The sequence below is a fragment of the Ruegeria sp. AF7 genome, from assembly GCF_056541885.1.
This window is the reverse complement of sequence record NZ_JBQFYX010000001.1, coordinates 525,190-542,156: the sequence shown is the minus strand read 5'-3', so window position 1 is coordinate 542,156 and position 16,967 is coordinate 525,190. Positions and strand designations below refer to the sequence as shown.

At 57.1% G+C, this 16,967-nt stretch carries 14 protein-coding genes; 3 read left to right on the top strand and 11 right to left on the bottom strand.

Translation table 11 applies throughout. The features are described from left to right. Positions 1–46 precede the first annotated feature (46 nt). Positions 47–715: a hypothetical protein gene (locus ACR0AP_RS02690; RefSeq protein ID WP_480505141.1), complete on the top strand. Its 669-nt coding sequence runs from the start codon at positions 47–49 to the stop codon at positions 713–715. 217 nt (positions 716–932) lie between these two features. Here the strand turns inward: ACR0AP_RS02690 and ACR0AP_RS02685 are convergent, their stop codons facing one another. From ACR0AP_RS02685 to recA, 4 genes are all read right to left on the bottom strand, one after another. Further along, on the bottom strand, positions 933–1,517 hold the full coding sequence (locus ACR0AP_RS02685) for a transglutaminase-like cysteine peptidase (RefSeq protein ID WP_480505139.1): 585 nt from the start codon (positions 1,515–1,517) through the stop codon (positions 933–935). A 411-nt stretch (positions 1,518–1,928) separates the two neighbouring features. Then, positions 1,929–2,216: a DUF1330 domain-containing protein gene (locus ACR0AP_RS02680; RefSeq protein WP_480480870.1), complete on the bottom strand. Its 288-nt coding sequence runs from the start codon at positions 2,214–2,216 to the stop codon at positions 1,929–1,931. A 1-nt stretch (position 2,217) separates the two neighbouring features. Beyond that, positions 2,218–4,890, bottom strand: coding sequence for an alanine--tRNA ligase (alaS, locus tag ACR0AP_RS02675; protein ID WP_480505137.1), 2,673 nt, complete (start codon positions 4,888–4,890; stop codon positions 2,218–2,220). A 169-nt stretch (positions 4,891–5,059) separates the two neighbouring features. Continuing rightward, the gene (gene recA, locus ACR0AP_RS02670) at positions 5,060–6,127 is read right to left on the bottom strand and encodes a recombinase RecA (protein WP_267366220.1); all 1,068 of its coding nucleotides are present in this window, start codon (positions 6,125–6,127) and stop codon (positions 5,060–5,062) included. A 192-nt stretch (positions 6,128–6,319) separates the two neighbouring features. On the opposite strand from recA, the gene ACR0AP_RS02665 reads away from it, so the two are divergent. Beyond that, positions 6,320–6,913 (top strand): sulfotransferase family 2 domain-containing protein, encoded by a 594-nt coding sequence (locus ACR0AP_RS02665; RefSeq protein ID WP_480493129.1) that lies wholly within the window; start codon positions 6,320–6,322, stop codon positions 6,911–6,913. A gap of 4 nt (positions 6,914–6,917) precedes the next feature. Here ACR0AP_RS02665 and ACR0AP_RS02660 read toward each other — a convergent pair whose 3' ends face one another. The 3 genes from ACR0AP_RS02660 to guaB all read right to left on the bottom strand — a co-directional run bounded on the left by ACR0AP_RS02660 (position 6,918) and on the right by guaB (position 12,017). Continuing rightward, positions 6,918–9,209 carry an ATP-binding response regulator gene (locus ACR0AP_RS02660; protein WP_480505136.1) on the bottom strand — a complete coding sequence of 764 codons (2,292 nt, stop codon included), beginning with the start codon at positions 9,207–9,209 and terminating at the stop codon, positions 6,918–6,920. Positions 9,210–9,317: 108 nt separating this feature from the next. Then, on the bottom strand, positions 9,318–10,475 hold the full coding sequence (locus tag ACR0AP_RS02655; RefSeq protein WP_480505134.1) for an RsmB/NOP family class I SAM-dependent RNA methyltransferase: 1,158 nt from the start codon (positions 10,473–10,475) through the stop codon (positions 9,318–9,320). Between the two features lie 93 nt (positions 10,476–10,568). Next, the gene (gene guaB, locus ACR0AP_RS02650; protein WP_480505132.1) at positions 10,569–12,017 is read right to left on the bottom strand and encodes an IMP dehydrogenase; all 1,449 of its coding nucleotides are present in this window, start codon (positions 12,015–12,017) and stop codon (positions 10,569–10,571) included. 217 nt (positions 12,018–12,234) lie between these two features. On the opposite strand from guaB, the gene ACR0AP_RS02645 reads away from it, so the two are divergent. Beyond that, complete coding sequence (locus ACR0AP_RS02645) at positions 12,235–14,280, top strand: ASKHA domain-containing protein (RefSeq protein WP_480505131.1); 2,046 nt, start codon at positions 12,235–12,237, stop codon at positions 14,278–14,280. A 53-nt stretch (positions 14,281–14,333) separates the two neighbouring features. Here the strand turns inward: ACR0AP_RS02645 and ACR0AP_RS02640 are convergent, their stop codons facing one another. From ACR0AP_RS02640 to ACR0AP_RS02625, 4 genes are read right to left on the bottom strand one after another with little or no spacing between them, the layout of a single operon-like run. Then, a complete protein-coding gene (locus ACR0AP_RS02640) occupies positions 14,334–15,440 on the bottom strand; it encodes an alpha-hydroxy acid oxidase (protein WP_480505129.1) in 1,107 nt (368 codons plus the stop codon). Next, the gene (comE, locus tag ACR0AP_RS02635) at positions 15,440–15,994 is read right to left on the bottom strand and encodes a sulfopyruvate decarboxylase subunit beta (protein ID WP_209503877.1); all 555 of its coding nucleotides are present in this window, start codon (positions 15,992–15,994) and stop codon (positions 15,440–15,442) included. Before comE ends, ACR0AP_RS02640 begins: the two co-directional genes overlap by 1 nt. Continuing rightward, complete coding sequence (gene comD / locus ACR0AP_RS02630) at positions 15,991–16,497, bottom strand: sulfopyruvate decarboxylase subunit alpha (protein WP_209503876.1); 507 nt, start codon at positions 16,495–16,497, stop codon at positions 15,991–15,993. The genes comE and comD overlap by 4 nt, the downstream gene beginning before the upstream one ends. Positions 16,498–16,543: 46 nt before the next feature. Continuing rightward, complete coding sequence (locus tag ACR0AP_RS02625) at positions 16,544–16,954, bottom strand: universal stress protein (RefSeq protein WP_480505127.1); 411 nt, start codon at positions 16,952–16,954, stop codon at positions 16,544–16,546. Positions 16,955–16,967 lie beyond the last annotated feature (13 nt).

The following is a 16,967-nucleotide window of genomic DNA, read 5'->3' as shown; positions in this document are numbered from 1 at the left end:
TGCATAGAAGGACGTAGTTTAGTTATCGAGTTCCAAGGAGTTCAAAATGGGTAATAGAGCTCGCAAGTTTCCACTGTTTTTTATTGCGACAACTTTTCTGCTTTCACCTGCCGGTGAAACCTTTGCCGCTGGGACATGTACGGTTGCAACAGCACGGCAATCCGCTGCGTCCGCGCAGGTTTTGTGCGAATGCGATGCTGTGACATCCGGCATGATCCGCTACATTCAACGCCGTCATGACTTCGATCAGATTCTGGCGCGCGTCGGTGCAGAATGCGCCCCGCTGGCAGGTCTGCTAAGTGACTTCCCGACCGCATCGATCGGTGTCTCAGACCAGAGATCCGGCGACGGACCTTCCCAGGAAAATGGCACGCCCCCCAATGGTGGCGGCGGTAACCCAACCGGTGGCGAAGAACCTGGTGGTGAAGAACCCGGTGGTGAAGAGCCCGGTGGCGAAGAACCCGGTGGTGAAGAACCCGGTGGCGAAGAGCCCGGTGGAGAAGAACCCGGTGGCGAAGAGCCCGGTGGAGAAGAGCCCGGTGGCGAAGAGCCCGGTGGAGAAGAGCCCGGTGGCGAAGAGCCCGGTGGAGAAGAGCCCGGTGGTGAAGAACCTGGTGGCGAAGAGCCCGGTGGAGAAGAACCCGGTGGAGAAGAACCCGGTGGGGAAGAACCCGGTGGTGAAGAGCCCGGTGGTGAAGAGCACGAAGAAGACTGATAAAGACGAAACCGAATACCAGCGAACCGGCCCTAGGAACGCGGAGCATATTCGATAGAAAAAACTCTGCTGGTCGAGGCTTCGGGGCTGGAATACGTCGATACGCAAAACGTTCGGATTAATCCGTCCAAGCGTAAGGTCAAAGACTACACTCTTGGGCGCAGACCAAATCTGCGTCCAAGGGTAAGATTTTGGGTAGGTAAATATACCGCTGAGGTCAGCTGCGCCCGTAAACGCCGACCCATTGACTGGGCCGCTTCGGATCTTGCATGCGCAAGAACAAATAGCGCGTAGCTGTCCAGGGTTTGATCCGGTTTGTGAGATTGTCCAAGATCAGGTCGCCCTGCGCCGAGCGGTAGACCAGAACCGCATGAGGCGTCCGGCGTGTGTCCAGAACGGTCGCAATCAAAAGCTTACTTGGATCAACCCCGGCATGGATCAGATCCCTTTTCTTCAACAATGCAAAGTCTTCACAATCACCGCCTCTGGGTGTTGGCAAGGCCCATCGCTCACGCGTTTTGTACTGGGACTGATCCGTAACTTCCCGGGTCGACGCGTTTACGCGGCGATTCACTTGATTTACCACCGTCAGCTCTTGGTGGCTGGACAACGTGACCGAGCGTTTTGCAGTGCAAGCCCAGTTATATTGGTTGCATAGGTTGATTGCGCCTGAGGGCGGAGGTGAAGACGCAACGATTGGGATAAAGACGCCGTCGGATGCCTGCGCGACAGGTGCGGAGGCGATTACGCCGATACACACGGTGCAGATACCCAATGCGCGCGCCGCAACCGATGCAGGCACGGAAACACACCTCTTGGTTAAATTCGCTAATGAAATCATGCGAGTTCCCCGATCCGATGTTCTTCGAATGATTACATGGCCACCTGCACCACATTCTGTTTCTTGAAACTATCTGTGATCAGGTGTTACGCGCAATCTTTTGAGACCTTGCAAAGGAAACAGGGCAGAAATTCGTCCGAGAATCTGACAATTTCACGTAAGAATTTTGTTGGCGGGGCCACAATTCTGCCAGGACCCATTCGACAGAACAGGAGCATCAAAGGGTAAGTGATTGAATTAAAACAATTAAACAAAAAACAGCCCGCTGTCGCGGGCTAATCAGTATCAACCAAACATGACATAAGCCGAATCTTGCTTATTCACTGCCGGTTTTCTTGGAAATATCAGCGCCTTGGACGCAAGGCCCATATGTCACTCGGTGATTTCCACCACAACCAGTTCACGCTCACTTGCGCCGCGCGCGTGATTCAGGGCCTGCTGGTACTCATCCGAGTTATAGCATTCAACCGCAGCCTCCAGCGTTGGGAAGCGCGCCACTACGTTTCGTGGACGTTCCTTACCTTCCAGCTGAACGTACCGTGCAGCACGGGCGATAAACTCGCCCCCGTGCTTGGCGATGGCCGGTCCGGCCAGTTCCGCGTATTTGCCGTAAGCCTCAGTGTTCGTCACCGTGACATGCGCAATCCAAAGAGCAGCCATATTAACCTCCCAAAACCTGTTGTGCGGCCTTGATTGCCGCATCTGCATTTGATGCATCCTTGCCGCCGCCCTGGGCCATATCAGGACGACCGCCGCCGCCTTTTCCGCCCAACTCGATTACCGCAGCTTTGACAAGATCCACCGCCGAAATCTGTCCGGTCAGGTCTTCTGTCACACCAGCCGCAACGGCCGCCTTGCCGCCCGTATCCGCAATCAGCAACACCGCACCCGATCCAAGGCGGCTTTTGTGTTCGTCGATCAACGCAGGGAGGTCCTTGCCTGAAACACCGCTGAGGGCTTGCGCCAGGAATTTCACACCATTTACATCCCGCGCCTCGGCACCACCGCCCTGGCCGGCCCCACCTGCCATAGCCAGATCCCGGCGCAACTGAGCCACTTCGTTCTGCAAAGCCTTGCGTTCGTCCAGAAGGCTTTTCACGCGCGCCACAACGTCGTCCGGTTGCGCCTTCAGTTCTGATGCGACCTGAGCCAGACGTTGATCCTGTGCCGAAAGATAGCGGAAGGCTTCATCCCCGGTCAGCGCTTCGATCCGGCGCACACCTGCACTGCTGGCGCTGTCACCCAACACAACAAAGGTGCCGATATCACCTGTCTGGCGCACATGTGTGCCGCCACAGAGTTCTATCGACCACGTATCGCCGTCATGGCCTTTGCCTGTTGGTGCCTTGCCCATGGAGACGACACGAACCTCGTCACCATATTTCTCGCCGAACAGGGCCTGCGCGCCCAATGCGCGCGCGTCGTCGGGTGTCATGACCCGGGTTTCAACAGTCGAATTCTGGCGGATGAAATCGTTCACCTCACGTTCGACTTTCTGGATTTCCTCCAGGCTCAGCGCTTTGGAATGACTGAAGTCGAACCGCAGACGATCCGCCGCGTTCAGCGAGCCGCGCTGCGCCACGTGGTCACCCAGCGTTTCGCGCAGGGCTTCATGCAGCAGGTGCGTGGCCGAGTGATTGGCGCGAATGGCGGAACGGCGGGCGTGATCAACCTCAAACTCTACCGCGTCGCCCTTGCAAACAACGCCGCTTTGAACTGCTACCTTATGAGCATAGACCTTGCCGTCGGCAAACTTCCTCGTGTCCTCCACGCGGCTCAGGTGATCGCGATCCTCCAGCCTACGCAACGCGCCAGTATCGCCGACCTGACCGCCGGCCTCCCCGTAGAACGGGGTCTGGTTCACGACGACCCAACCGCTGCTGCCCGCGTCGATCTTGTCAACCAGTGCGCCATCAACAACCAGGGCGACAACCTGCGCTTCGGCTTTCTCGGTATCGTAGCCCAGAAAATCCGTCGCACCGGCGGTATCCAGCACATCAAACCATACAACCTGATCCGCTGCTTCACCTGACCCGGCCCATGCAGCACGTGCCTTGGCCTTCTGTTCAGCCATCGCGGTGTCAAAACCGTCCGTGTCGACGCTCAGGCCCTTTTCACGCAGCGCATCCTGCGTAAGATCCAGTGGGAAGCCATACGTGTCGTAAAGCTTAAAGGCCGCTTCACCTGACAGGGGTGCCCCCTCGGAAAGCCCTGAAACCTCATCATCCAGCAACTTCAGACCACGGTCCAGCGTCTGCTTGAACCGGGTTTCTTCCAGCAGCAGCGTCTCTTCGATAAGCGGTTGCGCCTGTTTCAGTTCAGAATAATGTCCGCCCATCTGCTGCACCAGCGTAGGCACCAGGCGATGCATGACAGGATCCTTGGCGCCCAGCAGGTGCGCATGGCGCATGGCGCGGCGCATGATCCGGCGCAGAACATATCCCCGGCCGTCATTGCTGGGCATCACACCGTCTGCAATCAGGAACGACGTCGACCGCAGGTGATCCGCGATCACCCTGTGATGCACGTTCTGGTCGCCATAGGGGTCGACACCGGTCGCATCCGCCGAAGCCTCGATCAGGGTTTTGAACAGATCCGTGTCGTAATTGTCATGGCTGCCCTGCAACAGCGCCCCAATCCGTTCAAGCCCCATACCTGTGTCGATCGACTGCATGTCAAGTTCGACCATCGAGCCATCTTCGAACTGCTCGTTTTGCATGAAAACGACGTTCCAGATTTCGATGAATCGGTCGCCATCCTCCTCGGGTGAACCCGGAGGGCCACCCCAGATGTGATCGCCGTGATCATAGAAGATCTCGGTGCACGGGCCGCAAGGTCCGGTCGGACCCATCTGCCAGAAATTGTCATTGGTGGCGATGCGAATGATCCGGTCCTCGGGCACACCGACCTTTTTCCAGATTTCAAAGGCTTCATCATCGGTATGATAGACGGTGGTCAACAGGCGGGTCTTGTCGATACCGAATTCCCTGGTGATCAGCTCCCAGGCAAATGGGATCGCTTCATGTTTGAAATAATCCCCGAATGAGAAGTTTCCCAGCATCTCAAAAAACGTATGGTGACGCGCCGTATAGCCAACATTGTCGAGGTCGTTGTGCTTGCCACCCGCACGCACACATTTCTGCGCCGTGGTGGCGCATTTGTAATCGCGGGTTTCCAGACCGGTGAACAGGTTCTTGAACTGCACCATGCCTGAGTTCACGAACATCAGTGTCGGGTCATTGCGCGGCACCAGCGGGCTGGACGCGACGACCTCATGCCCTTGTTTTTCAAAGTAGTTCAGAAAAGTCGATCGGATGTCGTTCAGGGTTGGCATAGGGCTCTCTCGGCGCACATATATCTTGGTCTCCGTTGGTTTAGCCCCCCGTCAGGTGAGTGTCCACAGCAGAGGCACTCAGGAACGAAACAAGGCGACCCGATCAGGCCGCCTTGTTTCAAGTGATACAGTCTTTGCGCAGATGTCAGGGGTTACCCACCTCAGGACATCAGGCCTCCAGAATATCGTCATCCTCGGCAACGCCTGGCGACATATCGAATTCCAGCCCATGCGCCGCGCGGATCTTGTCTTCGATGTCCAGCGCCACCCGGCTGTTTTCCCGCAGGTATTGTTTGGCGTTCTCACGCCCCTGCCCGATCCGCTCATCACCATAGCTGAACCAGGACCCGGACTTTTCGACAACACCAGCTTTAACACCCAAATCCAGCAATTCGCCCATCTTCGAGATGCCTTCGCCATACATGATATCGAACTCGACCTGCTTGAACGGCGGTGCGACCTTGTTCTTCACAACTTTGACGCGGGTCTGGTTCCCGACCACTTCATCCCGGTCCTTGATTGCGCCAATCCGGCGGATATCCAGCCGAACCGAGCTGTAGAATTTCAGCGCATTGCCACCGGTTGTGGTTTCCGGGCTGCCGAACATCACGCCGATCTTCATCCGGATCTGGTTGATGAAGATGACCATGCAGTTCGAACGGCTGATCGAGCCTGTCAGTTTGCGCATTGCCTGGCTCATCAGCCGGGCCTGAACACCCACGCTGCTGTCGCCCATGTCCCCTTCGAGTTCCGATTTCGGCGTCAGGGCAGCGACCGAGTCGACAACAACCATATTGACTGCGCCCGAGCGTACCAGAGTATCTGTGATTTCAAGCGCCTGCTCACCGGTGTCAGGCTGGGAGATCAAAAGCTCATCCAGATCAACGCCCAGCTTGCGGGCATATTGCGGGTCCAGAGCGTGTTCCGCATCTACGAACGCGCAAACTCCGCCGCGCTTTTGCTGCTCAGCAATGCAATGAAGGGTCAAAGTGGTTTTACCCGAGCTCTCAGGCCCGTAAATCTCAACGATACGCCCCATCGGCAGCCCGCCGATACCCAGCGCGATATCCAGACCCAGCGACCCGGTCGAGCTCGCCTCGATGTCCTGCCGGGCATCTTCTCCCAGCTTCATGATCGACCCCTTGCCGAACTGCCGTTCGATCTGGGCCAGCGCACTGTCGAGCGCCTTTTGCTTGTCTGCGTTTTTCTTGTCGCTCATTGTCAGAAGATCCGCCATTGTCCTGTCGCCTTCCCTTTTGTCACACCCTTAATCGGGCGGCAATCGCTGCTTTGTTCGCCTCTTGTTCCTTATGAGATCAAAAAGAGAACATTTCAACTAAAACTTACAGAAATCAGTCTTCTGCAATTGTATTAAAGAGTCGTTTACGACAATCTGCACAAGTAACATGGCAACCTCGGGAACCGATAAATGCTTGTTTTTTATAAAGAACGACTTGCTTTTCTTTCAGTCCCCAAGACCGGAAGCACGGCTTATCACACGGCGTTGCGTGACCGGGCCGATCTCATCGTGACACATCCGCCAGAGCTGAAACACGCCCCGGTGCGTCGGTATGACCGGTTTTTCCAGACCATGTTTCGAAAACTGTTTGATACCGAGATGGAAATTATGGCCATTGTGCGCGAACCGTTGGATTGGCTGGGCAGCTGGTACCGGTTTCGCAGTCGTGAAGACTTGATAGGTCAACCGCGCTCGACACGTGACATGAGTTTTGACGCATTCGTGCAAGCCTATTTGCTGGACACACGTCCCGAGTTCGCCAATGTCGGCAGCCAGGCGCAATTCTTCCGTACCCGCAACGACAGTTCTGGCGCTCGTCATATCTTCAAATACGAACATCAAGACAAGGTGTTAGACTTTCTGCAAGCACGTCTGGACATGCAGATCGACCTGAAGCGCGAAAACGTATCGCCTCCGGGAGATTTGCATCTGTCACCTGCTACCGAACAGAAGTTTCGAAATGCCTGCCCGGAAGAATTTGCGCTGCACAAAGCCGCATTGTGATCCATCAGTTAAGTTGTTGAAACACGGCCTCTGTCAGTTGGCTGAGGGAAAACGGTTTGGGCAGAAAGGTTGAGTTGGCAATATCCGGACCGGTATCACCGAAAACGCCTTCGGTATACCCGGACACGAAAATCACACGCGCATCCGGGCGCGTCTCCATGGCCTTGCGCACCCAAGTGGGCCCGTCCATTCCTGGCATGACAACATCTGTGACGAATATATCAACACTTAACGCGGAATCTTCAAGCAGTCGAAGCGCCTCTTCCGCCGAGTCCGCCTCGAGCACGGTGTAACCCTTCAGTCGCAGGGCGCGGGTCGCAAAGGCGCGAACAGGCGCCTCATCCTCGACCAGCAGCACCACGCCTTCGCCCTGCCTGGCGCTCCGGGCTTCGGGCTGGACTGGCGATTCAGTTTCGACCTCGGACGTCGTCGCGCAAACCGGAAGAAAGACAGTGAACTCGGTGCCCCGTCCAATTGCGCTGTCGACAAAGATAAACCCACCGGTTTGCTTTACGATCCCGTAGGCTGTTGACAACCCCAACCCGGTGCCCTCACCAGTTCGTTTCGTGGTGTAGAAGGGTTCGAAAATCTTCTGCAGCTTATCTGCTGGGATACCAACACCGCCATCCACAACCTTGACTGTCACATAGTCGCCCGGTTGTACGGTTGCCCTGTCCCGCATGAGAGGCTGCAAAAGGGTCAACACACTGGTTTCAATGCGAATTTCACCACCGTCCGGCATGGCATCTCGTGCGTTAACGACAAGGTTCATCAGCACCTGCTCAAGTTGACGCTTGTCCGCCCGCACGGGTTTGAGCACCGGATCGTGGCTCAGCGTCAATTGCACCTTCTCGCCAACCAAACGGTTCAGCAGGTGAATAAGGTCCGAGATCGTGTCACGCAGATCCAACACTTCCGGCCTGAGGGTCTGTTTTCGCGAAAACGCCAAAAGCTGACTGACCAGCGCGGCGGCCCGGTTGGCATTCTGATTGATCTGCACCAAATCCCCGTAGTCCGGGTCATTCTGGTCATGGCGCAACAGCAGCAGATCGCAGTGACCGGAAATGGCCGTCAGCAGGTTGTTGAAATCATGTGCAACACCTCCGGCCAATTGCCCTACGGCCTGCATCTTCTGGCCCTGAACGAATTGAGCTTCCAGAGTCTTCAGTTCAGTCGCATCGTTCAGAACCGCGATCAGGCATATCTTTCCATCGACAAACACACGGCTCAGGGTGACTTGAACAAAGATTTCCTTGTCGTCCCTAATGAACTGCAAAAACTCTGATCGCTGCGTTTCTTCATGCGCCTCGGTTCGTTTCAACCAATCCAGCACAGGGCCCCCTACGCCCCGCATGATGTCGCTGATGTTACTGCCTTCAAGCTGCTTCTTTCCCAACAGTTTCGCCGCCAGCCGATTACTGTCCAGAATGATGCCGTCCTCGGAAAGTCTGAGGATTGGAACCGGGAGGTCAGAGAAGGACATGACCGCATCCTGTGCGGGCATCTGCGTAATCGGTAACAAACAAAGGCTTCGTTCCGACCCGGATTGAGAAAATTCGGACACGGCTGCCAGAATATGACCATCGCGGGTCCTGACTGCGTTGACAGCCCCGGTCCGCGGTTCGGCTTCGCTGAAAATATCCTGCGCCCTGGCAGGGTGCGCACCAAACAAACGCTCGGCCGTGGCATTGACGCGCAATACGTCACCTGCGCGTCCAAGGGTTACGACCGGCAAGCCAAGGGTTTGCCAGCTATCCTGTTGAACACAGCTAAAGTTCCAGTAGAACAGTCCCGGCCGCAATCGGTGCACGGAAACCGAAATAGTCCGATCGCCACCGGGAAACTCGCTCTGGGCGCTTCCTGTGGATTGCGCCCGCGATTGTAGGCTCAACAAGATCGCCGAAGGGTTAGCAAACCTGGAGCGCAAACAGCGGGCTAGGTTTCCGCCTCGTATGGCCCCCAGCTTTTTGTCCGCCAGGACGTTCGCGGCCAATATGTCACCATACCCGTTTGAGATCACAACCGGAGCATCCTCGCGCTCTGCGAAAGCGGCAAAAAGGGCTGATATCTGTTGCAAATGCCTGTTCGCAATCGCCCCCTTGATCCCAAACAAAAGCGCCACAACCAGCAGTGAAATGCCTGTTGCCAGCAAACCCTTTGTCCAATCCGACGGCAGAAACCCAACCGCAGGTGCCAAGCTGATCAACAGCGCCACAAACACCAACGACCCGATCCGAAACACCGATGGAGTATCGGCGGTTGAAGGGACTGGAACAAATTCAGTGATGTCAGGCATAAACGGCTCGGGCACAGGTTTTGCGGTAATAACAGGTAGAATTGGTTAACACTCGCCTAACGGCGCTAAAAAACAAATCAGCTACCCAGGGTTGTATTTACCGAAAGATCAGCGCGTCAAGTGTGACGTAAAGAACCCGTCGGACCCGCGCGTTACCTGCCACGCCTGCCGGAAGGTTTCACGCCAGCCCGCATGTTTTGTCAGAAACCTGTCGACAACCGCATCGTTCTCGTCGGCAAGAACCGAACACGTTGCATAAGCCAGCACTCCACCTGCTTGGACCAATGGCGTGATATCTGCGAGAATGTCAGCCTGAATGACCGTGAGTTCTTGCAAACGTTCTTCAGTCAACGCCCATTTGCCTGCCGGTGCGCGCCGCCACGAACCGCTGCCAGAACACGGGGCGTCGGCCAAAACGACGTCAAAAGGCCCGTGACCAGCAAGTTCCGCGCTGTTCAGGATGGTTATTCTGGCCCCTGCCCGTTCTGCCCGCGCTGGAATATCCTTCATTCGGCGTGCGTTTACATCATGAGCGTATACTTCGACGCCTTTGTTTGCAGCAATCGCAAGCGACTTGCCGCCGCCCCCGGCGCAATAGTCCAAAACGCGCATTCCAGGGCGCAGATCCAAGGCAGCAACAACCGCCTGACTTGCCGCATCCTGAAGCTCGACCAGGCCCTGAGCGTATGCCTGGCTTTGCGCGATCCGACGCGCGCCCTCTGTCACCTCCAGCCCGGTCTCACATATCGGTGTTGGACGGGCTGAAATACCGTCGGTTGCCAAAGCATCAATCGCCCGGTTTGTTTCCGTTTTCAACAGATTGACCCGCAGAAAAACCGGGGCGCGCTCTTGCAATGCCAATGCGCAAGGCACGGCGGCATCGTTCAAGGATGCAACGAACCTTGGCCACAGCCAGTCGGGAAGATCATATCTCTCGGCGTCGGATGCAAAATCCCTTGATACTTCGTCATTTTGAAGGGCTTCTGGCGCGTGGCGGTCACCGGTAAACAACTCAACCGGATCTTCACCCGATGCGCGAATTGCGCCGATCATCAGGCCGCGGCCAGTTCCGGAACCACCCAAAGCAGCAAATGAGCGTTTGCACCGCACAGCGTCAAACACATGATCGCGAATAGCTGCCCGATCCTTGGAGCCCGCAAACCTGCTGCGCCGCGCCCAGCCGGTCAGCGCTTTTTCAACCGGGGCCTCGGCCAGAATTTGATCCAATATTTCAATCGAGGCCTGAACGCGGGCAGCAGGTGTCATCACGGATTACCTTGACTGAAACAGGCCGTGACAGGCCAATACAAAATAGCTACGGCACCCCGAGCATGGGTGCCGTATGTCACGCGCAACGGCTTACATCACCCGGTAGTTCGGGCTTTCACGTGTGATCTGAACATCGTGCACGTGGCTCTCTTTCAGACCTGCGCCCGTGATCTTTACGAATTGGCAGTTTCTGCGCATCTCTTCGACAGTCGCGCAGCCGGTGTATCCCATCGCGGCGCGCAAACCACCAACTAGCTGGTGGATCACTGCACTGGCTGATCCTTTGTAAGGAACCTGCCCTTCAATCCCTTCGGGTACCAGCTTGTCATTTGCTGCGTCCTTCTGGAAATACCGATCCGCCGATCCGCGCGCCATCGCACCAAGACTGCCCATACCGCGATAGGATTTGAACGACCGGCCCTGATACAGAATGACCTCACCCGGGCTTTCGTCTGTGCCCGCGATCATCGAACCCACCATGGCGCACGACGCACCGGCGGCAATTGCCTTGGCAAAATCGCCCGAAAACTTGATGCCACCATCCGCAATGACCGGAACATCCCCCGCCGCGGCGGCACAATCACTGATCGCGGTCAACTGAGGGACACCAACGCCCGCCACCATGCGTGTTGTACAGATCGAACCGGGGCCAATACCCACCTTGATGGCGTCAGCACCTGCGTCGATCAGCGCCTTGGTCGCCTCGCCTGTAGCAACGTTTCCGGCAATGATCTGAACCTCGTTCGACAGGGTTTTGACCCGTCTGACCGCATCCAGCACACCCTGAGAATGACCATGCGCCGTATCGACGACAATGATATCCACGCCCGAAGCCACCAGTTGCTCGGACCGCTCAAATCCCGCGTCTCCAACCGATGTCGCGGCAGCCACTCGCAGGCGGCCAAGCCGGTCTTTGCAGGCAGTTGGGTTCAGAACGGCCTGTTCGGTGTCTTTCAACGTTAGCAGACCTGTAAGTTTTCCCGTGCCATCGACCACAAGCAATTTTTCGATACGACGGGCCCGCATCAGGCTTTTAGCCTCTTCCAGATCGGCGGGTTCTTTCAGCATTGCCAGGTTTTCCGAGGTCATCATCGCCTTGATCGGTGTGTTGTCGGAATTGGCAAAGCGCATATCCCTGTTGGTCACGATACCAACAACGCGGCCATCCGCGTCAACTACCGGGAAACCGGTAAAATTATAGCGCTCGACCAGAGCCTTCGCATCGGCCAGGGTCTGATCCGCGCGCAAGGTAACGGGGTTGTAGACGATACCCGACTCGAACCGTTTGACGCGGCGAACTTCGCGAGACTGCTCTTCTACGGAAAGGTTCTTGTGGATGACCCCGATACCGCCCGCCTGTGCCATGGCAATGGCCATGCGCGCCTCGGTCACAGTGTCCATGGCCGAGCTCAGCAGCGGGATGTTCATGGTAATCTCACGCGTGACACGCGTGGTGGTGTTCGCTGTTGCCGGCAGCACTGAAGATGCGGCCGGAACCAGAAGAACGTCGTCAAAGGTGAGTGCCTCACGAATCTGCATCTGAATACCCCATGCAAAAGCCCGTTTGGCGGTGACCCTATTGCATGGATTGAACCAAAGGAAAAGCCCTTGGGGGCAACTCTGTGGCTCCAGTTGCCTATACAGCCGAAGAAAACGACGCATGCCGTGCAAATCGTGCCGCTGATAGCCCTTTCCCTTTGCGCTCAAACCCATATCTTGCCGGGAAAACGCGCGAACACAAAAAGGCATGTCACTCATGACCAACGACCCACTTGTCGTCTTTACCCCGTCCGGCAAACGCGGGCATTTTCCTGTCGGCACGCCCATTCTGACCGCAGCCCGCCAATTGGGAGTGGATCTGGATTCGGTCTGCGGGGGCCGTGGTATCTGTTCAAAGTGTCAGATCACCCCAAGCTATGGCGAATTTCCCAAGCACGGCGTCACGGTGGCCCAGGATGCGCTGAGCGAATGGAACGCGGTCGAGCAACGTTATGACGACAAGCGCGGCCTAAAACCCGGTCGTCGTCTGGGATGTCAGGCCTCGGTTCAGGGCGATGTCGTGATCGACGTGCCGCCGGAAAGCCAGGTGCATCGTCAGGTCGTTCGCAAGGCCGCCACGGCACGCGCCATCACCATGGATCCGGCAACGCGTCTGTATTTCGTGGTGGTGGAAGAGCCCGACATGCATTCGCCAACCGGCGATCTGGAGCGCCTTGAACGTGCGCTGCGCGAGCAATGGAAAATTGACGCGGCCACGGCGGACCTATCGCTTCTGTCCAAGCTGCAACCGGTTCTGCGCAAAGGCAAATGGGAAGTCACTGTGGCCGTTCACAAAGGCCACAAGGACAGCGTCGCACGCATTGTCGAAATCTGGCCCGGCCTGCACGAAGGCGGGTTGTATGGGCTGGCCATCGACCTAGGCTCAACTACGATTGCGGCTCATCTGACCGACTTGGAAACCGGCGAGGTCAAGGCGTCATCGGGTCTGATGAACCCGCAAATCCGCTTTGGCGAAGATCTGATGAGCCGTGTTTCATATTCCATGATGAACCCCGGCGGGGATCAGGAAATGACAAAAGCCGTGCGCGAGGCGATCAATGATCTGACCACCTCAATCGCTGAAGAAGCTGGGATTGACACCGCGCTGATCGTTGAAACGGTGTTTGTCTGTAACCCGGTCATGCACCATCTGCTGCTGGGTCTGGATCCCGTCGAGCTGGGTCAGGCGCCCTTTGCCCTGGCCACGTCCGAGTCGATGTCCCTGCCCGCACGTGAGATGGAACTGACCACCATGAACCCCCGCGCGCAGGTCTATATCCTGCCTTGCATCGCGGGCCATGTGGGCGCGGATTGTGCGGCGGTTGCCCTGTCCGAAGAACCCGGCAAATCCGAGGACTTGGTTCTGATCGTCGATGTGGGCACCAATGCCGAAATCCTGCTGGGCAACACCAGCCGCGTTCTGGCCTGTTCCTCACCTACCGGGCCTGCGTTTGAAGGCGCTCAGATCAGTTCTGGCCAGCGCGCAGCACCCGGCGCGATCGAGCGGATCGAAATCGATCCCCTTACCAAGGAACCCCGCTTTCGCATCATCGGGTCCGAGAAGTGGTCGGACGAAGACGGCTTTGACCTTGATGTCGCCACCACTGGTATCACCGGTATCTGCGGCTCGGGCATTATCGAAGCTGTGGCCGAGATGCGTATGGCCGGCCTTCTGGATGAAAGCGGCCTGATCGGATCGGCCGAGCAGACTGGAACGGCCCGCTGCATCCCCGAAGGCCGCACACACGCTTACCTGATTCACGATGCCAGCGCCGAAGGTGGCCCCCGCATCACTGTCACGCAAGGCGACATCCGCGCCATCCAACTGGCCAAATCCGCGCTTTATGCCGGTGCGCGTCTGCTGATGGACGAGATGGAAGTTGACAAGGTGGATCGTGTGGTTCTGGCCGGTGCCTTTGGAGCTCATATTTCGACCAAGCACGCCATGGTTCTGGGCATGATCCCTGATGCACCCCTAGACAAGGTCACCAGCGCGGGTAATGCCGCTGGTACAGGCGCGCGGATTGCGCTGTGCAATATCGGATCACGCGCTGAAATCGAACGCGTCGTGCGCGAGATCACCAAGATCGAAACCGCAATTGAGCCGAAGTTCCAGGATCATTTCGTGGCCGCCAACGCGATCCCGCACAAAACCGATCCATTCCCGGAACTGGCGCAGGTTGTCACGCTGCCCAATCCAAGCTTCAACACGGGCGGAGAAAGCGAAACAGGCGGTGGACGCCGTCGCAGACGTCGCGGTTAAACCAGCATTGGAACGACTCGCAGGTACGCCTCGGGTCGTTCCCCAAACTGGTTTCAGGTTGCGCGTCGCACCTCGCCCAGCGACGAAACGCCCATCTGCGCCATGGCAATACTCATTTCATCACTCAGCACAGACCACAGCTGCTCAAGCCCTTCTTCCCCTTCTGCCGCGATTGCAAATTGCAGGATGCGGCCGAAGAAGGCAAAATCTGCCCCGTTTGCCAACGCTTTCAAAACATCCTCGCCCGAGCGCAAACCGCTGTCGTAAAACAGCGGGTAATCCAGGCCGACGGCGTTCCGAATTTCTGGCAATACGGCAATCGGCGCTGGCGCACTGTCCAACTGGCGCCCACCGTGGCTTGAGACCTGAATGGCATCGACACCTGCCGACCTGAGGCTCAGCGCGTCCTCTGCATCCAGAACGCCCTTGACCACCAGTTTCCCGGCCCACTGGTCGCGCAGACGGGCCAAAGTCTCCCAGGTCGCCCTGGCCCGGCTTTCCCGGCGATCAAAATCATATCCGTCCATCAGGAAATTCGCCATTTCGGGCTTGCCCCGCAGCAGCGTCGACAGCGACCACCGCGGATGAAGCGCAAAATCAAGCACCTGTTTCGGACCCATTTTGAACGGCATCCTGAACCCATGGCGCAATTCGCGCGGGCGACGTCCCACTTCGGGTACGTCAACCGTCAGTACCAGCGTTTCGTACCCCGCAGCCTTTGCGCGCTCGACCAGCTTGAACGTGCCACTGCCATCGCCGCTGAAATACAGCTGAAACCAGGCATGTCCTTCTGCCTCGACAATCAGGTCTTCCAACGGGGTCGATGCGACGGTTGAGACCCCAAGCGGCACCTCGTACCGCGCCGCAAGACGTGCCAGCATCAGATCTGCACCGGGGGCCGACAGATTGCACATACCCATCGGTGCGATGCCAAACGGGCGTTGGGTCGACCCGCCAAAGACGGAACAAGCCAGCGACCTTTCACTGACATCTTTCAGAATCCGAGGGCGAAGGATCAGCGCATCCAGTGCAGCCCTGTTTCGGGCTGCGCCAACCTCGGCCCCGGCAGACCCATCGATATAGTCAAACACCATCCACGGCAGACGCCGCCGCGCCAGGCGGCGGGCGTCTTCGGAACTGTGGATAGCGCTGGATAACATCAGGCCTGTACGGCCTTCATGAACCGGTCGCGGATCACCACCGGATCCATAGTGATAACAGGCATCTTGGCGTTTCCGCTTTCGCACTTGGCCACGATGATGGTCATCTGTTTCGAATCCAGCGCTTCTTGCAGCACGCGGCCGGTGTCTTCGGCCTGACATTCGATTACGCGCTCGCATCCCGCGGCTTCCGCCATTTTCGCCAGAGAGGTCTTCTGCCCGGCATACGTCGGCTGATCCCCAGTGGACCCGTACGACCCATTATCGACGATCAACAGGATATAGTTGTCCGCCACGTTGTTGGCGATGGTCGGCAAGGTACCCAGATTGGTCAGAACCGACCCGTCCCCATCGATCACGATAACCGGCTTGGGCTGCGACAAGGCCAGACCCAGACCGATGGATGAGGCCAGCCCCATCGTGCCCAGCATGTAGAAATTGGTGGGCTGGTCGTCGATGGCATGCAGTTCCTGACTTGGAATGCCAATGTTACAAACAACGAGCTGATCGCGCAGGATCGGAGCGATTTCTTTCAGAATTTCAGAGCGGATCATTGGTCGCCATAGCCTCCCCAGAAACTGGCATCGGTCAGAATGGCGACCGGTTTGTTGCACATAAAGGTGTATTTGAGGATCGTGTCGAGCTCCTCAACATCTGACTGATGGTGGAAGTGATAAGTCGGAATATTCAGCTGAGCCAGCAGCGCTTTGGTGTGCACAGCCATTTCAACCTGGCAGGCAACCGGTTCGCGCAGCTCTCCGCGATAGGAAATCAGCATCGGCAATGGCATGCGATAAAACTGGATCAGTGTCGCCAGCGTGTTGATCGTCACACCGATTGCGGTGTTTTGCATGATGATCGCGGGACGCTTGCCGCCCATCCATGCCCCGGCGCACAGGCCCATCCCCTCGTCTTCCTTGTTGGACGGGATGTGATAGATGTCCTCTCGCTGGTCGATTTCAGCGATGACGCCTGCCAGTTGCTTGCACGGGACGGTGGTGACGAACGAGATATCGTTGGCCACCAGATCGTCGGTTATCTTCTTGTCTATGTTCATGGTCGGGCTGTTGGTCCTGTTGGGGCGCTTGGCGCGATTAAGGAAATCAGGTTCTGCGGTGCACATGTACAGCGCAGGGGGCATGACGAACAACGCGTGACGCTGTCGATCCCAGAAAGTAGTCGCTCAGGTCCGGTTTGTGCGAACCTATAACAATGCAGTCCACATTGTTGCTGGTCGCGTAGTCAATGATGGTGCGGGCGGTGTGTCCTTTGATAATTTCGGCTTTCACACCATCCAGCCCGTCAACTTTTTGCAACAATGCCCGCCTCGCGCGCTCGAACCCTTCGGCCACTGCGGATTTGTCGAGATAGGCGCTGACTGATCCCTGTGGCATTTCGTAGACATGCAAGCCGATGATCTCGGCCCCGTTTTCGGACAAGGCACGCGCGACTTCCAGCGTATGCTGTGAAATGCCGTGATCCAAAGCCATCGGGACCAGAATTTTCTTGTACATGGTGGCCTCCAGT